The sequence below is a fragment of the Enterococcus sp. VV15 genome (genome assembly GCF_005236045.1).
In the GTDB taxonomy this organism is placed as follows: Bacteria; Bacillota; Bacilli; order Lactobacillales; family Enterococcaceae; genus Enterococcus_B; species Enterococcus_B durans.
Window position 1 is genome coordinate 42,474 of the sequence record NZ_QPTY01000024.1, and the last position, 6,458, is coordinate 48,931.

11 protein-coding genes, 1 tRNA gene and 1 pseudogene are annotated in these 6,458 nt (G+C 35.3%); 6 read left to right on the forward strand and 7 right to left on the reverse strand.

The genetic code is table 11. The features are described from left to right. Positions 1-154 precede the first annotated feature (154 nt). Entirely contained in the window at positions 155-751 is a 597-nt protein-coding gene (locus DVW83_RS09620) for a nitroreductase family protein (RefSeq protein WP_104661137.1), read from the forward strand. A 102-nt stretch (positions 752-853) separates the two neighbouring features. Here the strand turns inward: DVW83_RS09620 and DVW83_RS09625 are convergent, their stop codons facing one another. Further along, entirely contained in the window at positions 854-1,342 is a 489-nt protein-coding gene (locus DVW83_RS09625; protein WP_005877069.1) for a hypothetical protein, read from the reverse strand. Positions 1,343-1,450: 108 nt separating this feature from the next. Next, positions 1,451-1,648, reverse strand: coding sequence for a hypothetical protein (locus tag DVW83_RS09630; protein ID WP_005877067.1), 198 nt, complete (start codon positions 1,646-1,648; stop codon positions 1,451-1,453). A 409-nt stretch (positions 1,649-2,057) separates the two neighbouring features. On the opposite strand from DVW83_RS09630, the gene DVW83_RS09635 reads away from it, so the two are divergent. The 3 genes from DVW83_RS09635 (at position 2,058) to DVW83_RS09645 (ending at position 3,320) form a co-directional block, all read left to right on the forward strand. Continuing rightward, entirely contained in the window at positions 2,058-2,714 is a 657-nt protein-coding gene (locus DVW83_RS09635; RefSeq protein ID WP_404845314.1) for a C39 family peptidase, read from the forward strand. Positions 2,715-2,773: 59 nt separating this feature from the next. After that, a complete protein-coding gene (locus DVW83_RS09640; RefSeq protein ID WP_104660512.1) occupies positions 2,774-3,199 on the forward strand; it encodes a hypothetical protein in 426 nt (141 codons plus the stop codon). Positions 3,200-3,247: 48 nt separating this feature from the next. Further along, positions 3,248-3,320, forward strand: a tRNA-Gln gene (locus DVW83_RS09645). A gap of 151 nt (positions 3,321-3,471) precedes the next feature. Here DVW83_RS09645 and DVW83_RS09650 read toward each other — a convergent pair. The 3 genes from DVW83_RS09650 to DVW83_RS09660 all read right to left on the reverse strand — a co-directional run bounded on the left by DVW83_RS09650 (position 3,472) and on the right by DVW83_RS09660 (position 4,611). Beyond that, a complete protein-coding gene (locus DVW83_RS09650; RefSeq protein ID WP_104660513.1) occupies positions 3,472-3,843 on the reverse strand; it encodes a YxeA family protein in 372 nt (123 codons plus the stop codon). Positions 3,844-4,139: 296 nt separating this feature from the next. Further along, a complete protein-coding gene (locus tag DVW83_RS09655) occupies positions 4,140-4,328 on the reverse strand; it encodes a hypothetical protein (RefSeq protein ID WP_005877061.1) in 189 nt (62 codons plus the stop codon). 19 nt (positions 4,329-4,347) lie between these two features. Further along, the gene (locus DVW83_RS09660; RefSeq protein WP_005877059.1) at positions 4,348-4,611 is read right to left on the reverse strand and encodes a hypothetical protein; all 264 of its coding nucleotides are present in this window, start codon (positions 4,609-4,611) and stop codon (positions 4,348-4,350) included. A 165-nt stretch (positions 4,612-4,776) separates the two neighbouring features. On the opposite strand from DVW83_RS09660, the gene DVW83_RS15970 reads away from it, so the two are divergent. Continuing rightward, a complete protein-coding gene (locus DVW83_RS15970; RefSeq protein ID WP_104660514.1) occupies positions 4,777-5,034 on the forward strand; it encodes a glucose uptake protein in 258 nt (85 codons plus the stop codon). A gap of 227 nt (positions 5,035-5,261) precedes the next feature. Here DVW83_RS15970 and DVW83_RS09670 read toward each other — a convergent pair whose 3' ends face one another. Beyond that, positions 5,262-5,558: a hypothetical protein gene (locus DVW83_RS09670; protein ID WP_104662172.1), complete on the reverse strand. Its 297-nt coding sequence runs from the start codon at positions 5,556-5,558 to the stop codon at positions 5,262-5,264. Between the two features lie 18 nt (positions 5,559-5,576). Continuing rightward, positions 5,577-6,011, reverse strand: a complete 435-nt coding sequence (locus DVW83_RS09675) for a universal stress protein (RefSeq protein ID WP_104662173.1) — start codon at positions 6,009-6,011, stop codon at positions 5,577-5,579. A gap of 343 nt (positions 6,012-6,354) precedes the next feature. On the opposite strand from DVW83_RS09675, the pseudogene DVW83_RS15975 reads away from it, so the two are divergent. Further along, positions 6,355-6,458 (forward strand): annotated as a pseudogene (locus DVW83_RS15975) (LysM peptidoglycan-binding domain-containing protein); the annotation flags it as partial.

Below are 6,458 nucleotides of genomic sequence, written 5' to 3' on the forward strand. Positions count from 1 at the left end.
GCCACCTTATTTATTGTGATCGTTTCATTTTTCATAGAGAAAAAATTTATTTCTTTTTGCTGAGCATTTCTTTTTACTTACTTTTTGTAAGATGATATACTTCTTTTTGTACTCATAAAAAATATGCACTACGCAATCAAAGGAGATTTTTAACATGACAACTTTTACAAATACATTGAAAAACCGTCGTTCTATCTATCATTTAGGACGTAACATCACTTTATCTAATGACGAACTAACTGCATTGATCAAAGAAGCAATCAAAGAAAGCCCAACAGCATTCAACGCACAGTCTACTCGTGCCGTGATTCTTTTTGGCAATGCACATGAAAAACTATGGGAAATGACTGAAGAAGCACTTCGTCCATTGACACCTGCTGAAGCATTCCCAAACACACAAAACAAATTAGCCGGATTTAAAAACGGATACGGAACTGTTCTATTCTTTAAAGACACTGATGTAGTCAAAGGACTTCAAGAACAATTTGAATTATATGCAGATAATTTCCCAGATTGGTCAGAACAATCAAACGGGATCGCTACTGCAAATACATGGGTTGCATTAGCAGACCAAGGACTAGGCGCTAACTTACAACATTACAATCCAGTAATTGATGACGCTGTAGCTAAAGAATGGGACATCCCTTCAAATTGGAAATTACGCGCTCAATTAGTATTCGGTTCACCAGAAACACCAGCTGGCGAAAAAGAATACATGAATGACGAAGATCGTTTCCGCGTATTTGACTAAGTACTAGAAAAAAGCTAGGTAGTTACGAAAACCGTAACTACCTAGCTTTTTTAAGGTTATTTCTAAATCATGATCTCTTCTATGCTTGTTCACAACAACACACTATCCTTCATCTGAATCGATCATGATATCGATCTCAGCATCCTCATTTAGATGTTGCGCCAAAAAAGGAACTAATTCCTCCATTGAAACAGAAAATTTCATTAGGGGCCCCCGCCAACCATTACGAAAAAAGTTCATTTTAATTTCGTTTGAACCTTTGGGTTGATAAAGAACAATCTTGTTGATTTCAGAAAACGGCACTCCTCGCTTATCAAAACTATTTAACACTAACCCTTCTTCCGTTATTCCCCGACTATCGAGTAGAAAACTAATGAAGACTAATGCTGATAAAATCCCTTTCGCTAAATCATCTACACTTGGTTCACTGATAAGTGTAAACCATAACACTAATATAGCTAAGAAAGGTACCACTAAATATACCCAGCGATTTCTAACTGTCTTATAGATGATTTCTCGACGGACAAGCCAAAGAAACAAGCACATCGCTAGTACAAATAAAAACAATAATATCGTAAATAGACTAATCATTTACCTACACCTCTTTCCTTTTCTCACATCCAGAAAAAGAAATAAACCGCTACATAGTAAAAGGACTTGCAGCATCAAACCTGTTGTTGCATGTCCAAATTTTCTTTCTTATTCAAATGTATCATATTTTGCTACAACCATGCTGGCTTTTTCTTCTAGTAAATCTTGGTCCTCAGAAGCGCATTGAGCAACTTTGACTACGGCACAGTTTGTCATTTTTGAAACTACTTCGCCAACGACTGTCTGTGTAAACCCGATTGGCTTACATGAGTATTGCTCTCCTAAATTGATCATTTCTTCCGTCATCAAAATCCTCCTAAACTGCTAAAACTCTTACAGACGAATAAGTCTCAAAAAAAGTAGTAATACTATCTCAATTTTCATTGTCTTTAAAAGTTCGTTTTTTATTAATTGTTCTTTAACCTTATTGGCATTATAGCGTATTGATTTCGTTTTCACAATTAAAACAGTTGGCAAGTCAAAATATTTTATTTTTTTTGCAGAACAATCGTTATCCCTTAAGAAAAACTTGTTCTTTTTTAATTAGAAAAGTCAAATTTCATTTGTTTTTAAATAAAAACCATTATACTATATGTCAGACTAGACGAAGGAAGTATTCTAATGAAAAAAAACCACGCAAAAAAAATCATGTTTTTAGGTAGTCTAGCATTGATTTTTCTTTCTAGCACGTACTATGTCCTGCATCGAAACGAGGGTGAGAAAGCCTCTCTCTCCACAGCAGAACAAGTCAGCAACTCCTCCTCAAAAAAAAAAAGAAGTCTTGCTTGATGTTCCTTTAGAAAATCAATTTGATACACCCGCTTTAGAAAATGGATGTGAAGTAACTTCCCTTTCGATGCTTTTATCTTATTATGGATACACTACGACGAAAAACCAATTAGCAGATCAGTTGACTTATGTCCCAGTCTTCAATGCAGACGGTACTCACGGTGATCCAAATGAAGGCTTCGTTGGTGACATTACTGGCGGTGATTGGGCAATGGGCGTCTATGTTCCTCCTATTGCTACTTTAGCTCAAGAAATCGTCGGCACAGATTATTATACTGAACCAAAAACAGATGCGACCTTGAAAGATATCAGAAAAGCGTTGCAAAAAGAAGAACCTGTATGGACTTCTGTCACTATTGATTTTCAGGTGCCTACTGACAGTGATTTCACAACATGGACAACCAATAATGGTGAAGTCAAAGTAACCCCTTTGATACACGCTTGTGTGGTCACAGGTTATGATGATACAACGATCTATGTCAATGATCCTTATGGAGAAAAAAATCGAGCTGTTCCAATAAACGATTTCAATAAAATTTTTACGGCAATGGGCGGCCAAATGCTGACTTTAAAGAAAAGCTAGTATTTTTTTTGAAAGTATCTTATACTCTAGCTAAAGAAAAAGAGAAAGGAGCAAGGGAAATGGAACGATTTATTCATAAAAAGATAGACCCAAATGACATGCCGATTATTTTTGTTAGAGATACCAAAGGGAATGTTCAACGAAAAGTATCAGTAAAAGAATGGACAAACCGCTATAGCCCTGCTTCTCTCAATGAGCTGGAAATAAAACTTTATCGTCAAGCTCTCAGTTATTATTCTGAGAAAGACTATTCAAAAGCGATCGATCTTTTAAAATTTCTGATCATTCGAACTGGTTATACGCGCTTTGAGTATATTGAACGCTTAGCTACAATTTATCAAATACTCGGCAACCAACAGGAAGAATATCTGCTTCTTACTACAGTATTATCTGCAGCAACGTTGATTTCTCTTCCGTCTAGTTTGATCAAAAAAATAGAGAAACGAGTAGTCCTACTTAAAGAAGTGCTCTACCCAAAAGATTAATAACTTGCGTTTTTTTAATTAAGTGCTAAACTATTTTTGTTGATTGAATGGGATGTAGCCAAACTGGTAAGGCACTTGACTCTGAATCAAGCAATTGTAGGTTCGAACCCTGCCATCCCAATAAAAATAGTGTAAAAGCACACCACTACGCGAAATAAGCCAGATCATCCGAAATAGCTTCGTCTATTTCTTAGATGATCTGGCTTGTTTTTTCAAAAAAACAACGATTTTATGATTTAACTATCCTTAGGTTTACATAATAAAAATATAGTTTATACAATGATTTCTAATGCTTTTTCTGGTACTGCTTGTTTGTCTATTTCTTCGTATGTTTCAATATGTGCGCCTTTATTCGTGATTTTTAAATAGCAGTTCTCTTTTAAAACTGAAATGCCATTATATTCGATTGTCCGTTCATTTCCGTCACTGTCGGCAGCCGTCTGAACATATTTAGCTGTACCGTAAGAGTTGACCTCTTCAGGTTTCGTGGTTTTCACATATACTTCTCCCCTAGTCACAAGGGGATTTAGCTGATCCATGACTCCTGCCATCTCGCTATGAGAATGTTGCGTATATATTTTTAAACCAAATAACATAACACCGGCCATACAAGCAATGCCGACAAAAATCTTTAATACCTTCATTTTTTTCCCTCCTAGTTGATTACTTTTCCATTATATAAATAGAAAAACAAAGGCTCATCCGTCTATGGTTGTAATTTTCTCTCATACTTTGGCTCAGAAAATAGCAGATACTCCATAAAAAAACAAATGTATTCAGATGTTTGTTGTCAAAAAAATGGTGTGCATGATGAAATAGAACAAAAAACAGACAGATGTACAACCCGATCTCCATAAAAAAATCCAACTGCCACAAATTAGGAAACATTTTGTGGCAGTTGGATCTTCTTTTTTCGTACTGATTATTTCGAGCAGCTTACTTAGTATAAACGTGTTGGATCATAATGATAAGTTACATTGCCATTGAGTAGCGCTTTACCTACAACATATTTACGATCCTCTAATTTGAGCCATGCTTCACGAAAGAGCATGACATCTTCTCTATTGACGTCTATTTTCTCAATTTTCCCATCAATCAAATCCTGGATAAGTGCTTCATATGGATTCATCGTTTTCCTCCGTTCCCCATCAATAAGTGGTAAAAATTGGGTCGTGGACTGTTTTTGTGTCGAGATCCTTCCTTACATTCACCGTTGTGTAAAGTACTTTCTCAACTGGAATACTATAATAGCTATCTTCTCCATTACTAAAATGATGAACATCTTTTTTGGCTAATATCCCGTTGATTTTGTTGATTAATACTCTCTTTTCTACGCTGTTACTTACAAGATAGTAAATGACGCGGATATTGTTGACTAAATGTAAATCGACTTCTAACATTACTTGATCCATGAAATTTTCATCCTTTCTTTCGACATAATTATAGCAAGAACAGAGGAGATAATCAAAAGAAGGAAAAAAACAACATTTATAAAGAAAACTTCCACGTATAGCTTGCGTATAATCTCACAAAGTGTTATTTTGTATCAGGGATTTTAAATAAATAGGAGGCGTTATATGATTACAATCGGACAACTGATATTTTATATTCCTTTTTTTATCATGTTGAGCATCCTTTTTTACTACATAAAATGGACGAAGAAAAAATTTTCCATTTTAATTGCCAGCCTCCCTTGCGCTTACTTCACTTATCAAATCTTTTCCTTTCGACATTGGGAAACGCCCATTGCCCTGATGAAGAATACCGCAGGACTATTGATATCTTCTTTACTTCTGATTCTTTGGATTTTCTACTTATATAAAAAGCAAAAGTAATATATAGCAAATTCAAAGAATAGTTGGATGGGCCTGTTTGATCCAAGACATCTAACTATTTTTACGTATAACGATAGATTTTTTCATTCTTAAAACGAACTTTTTTTAAGCTAGATTTAAGGTTGGATCCATATAGTTTACTCATCCCAAATAACCTTTTTCATTTTTTACTCCTGAAAGAGCGTGGGACAAAAGTAAGAAACACTTTTGTCCCACGCTCTTCTTTTCTATTTGTCCAAATCCTCAATAAATCGCATCGTATTTATCAATTCTTTGTAATCTTTACTATAAAGTTCCGTTAATTTATCTGGTAAAACGAACCATGCAGGATGGTACCCATTTACTGTTACTGGGAATCCTTTGTCCTGTGCATCGTCCCCATCCCATCTTATAGCGATTGCTTTTTTTGCATACCATTTGACTAAAGCAACGGAATAGCCTTTTCTTGTTTTTGTGCCATCTTCTAAAATAGCAAGCACTTCGATTTTTTCCTTTGGTGCCTTTACTTCTTGTGGACGTACCATGATAATTCCCTCCCTCTTTTATTTCACTACTAATACACTGCAAGAGGCATGAGCAACGACAAAGGAAGCTGTCGATCCAACCAATGCCTGTTGGATTGCACCTTTTCCGGTAGCTCCCATCACGATCAAATCCACATTTTCTTGTGTTGGAAAAACAGTAGCAATCAACTGTCGTGGGTCACCTGTCTCAACAATCGCATGGATTTCAGTCAAACCATATTCTTTTGCATCGTGGATTTTTTTTAACATTTCAACTTCGATCTTTTGTTTCTCTTCTGCATAGATCTTTGAGAAGGCATAAGCACTATGTGTTAACTCCACTTTATTGATAATAGAAACAATGATTAACTCTGCTTCATTATCTTTCGCTAAATCAAGGGCTTCCAAAAATGCCTTTTCCGCTTGCTTTGATCCATCCACCGCTACCATTATCTTTGAATATCTATTACTCATATCATCGCCTCCTTGTTTCTTTCATTGTAACATCCTCCTTCAAATTAAAAAAAAAATACGCTGTTTTGACTATTTTTACTCATTTTTTTTAGAAAAAAAGTGTTTTATTGAACTTTTACCTTTGATTACTTTCTAATTTTAATAGCCCACATCCGCCCCTATAATAAAACTTTATGGCTTTTTTCTCATTTTTATTCACATTTTCCGATAACCTGTTTGTTACAAAAAATGAAGATTTGTCACAAAGTGTTATGAAGCTATTACCTATGAAATATTTCCACGTGTTAAAGTATTCCTCGTTGAACACAACAAATACTTTTTAAAACGACGAAGGAGATTTTACATGAAATCACTTAAAACATTATTTTTAGGAACAACTTTGGCTGCCGGCGCTCTATTCTTTATGGGTACATCTGCACATGCGGACGAAGCTTATACCGTTCAATC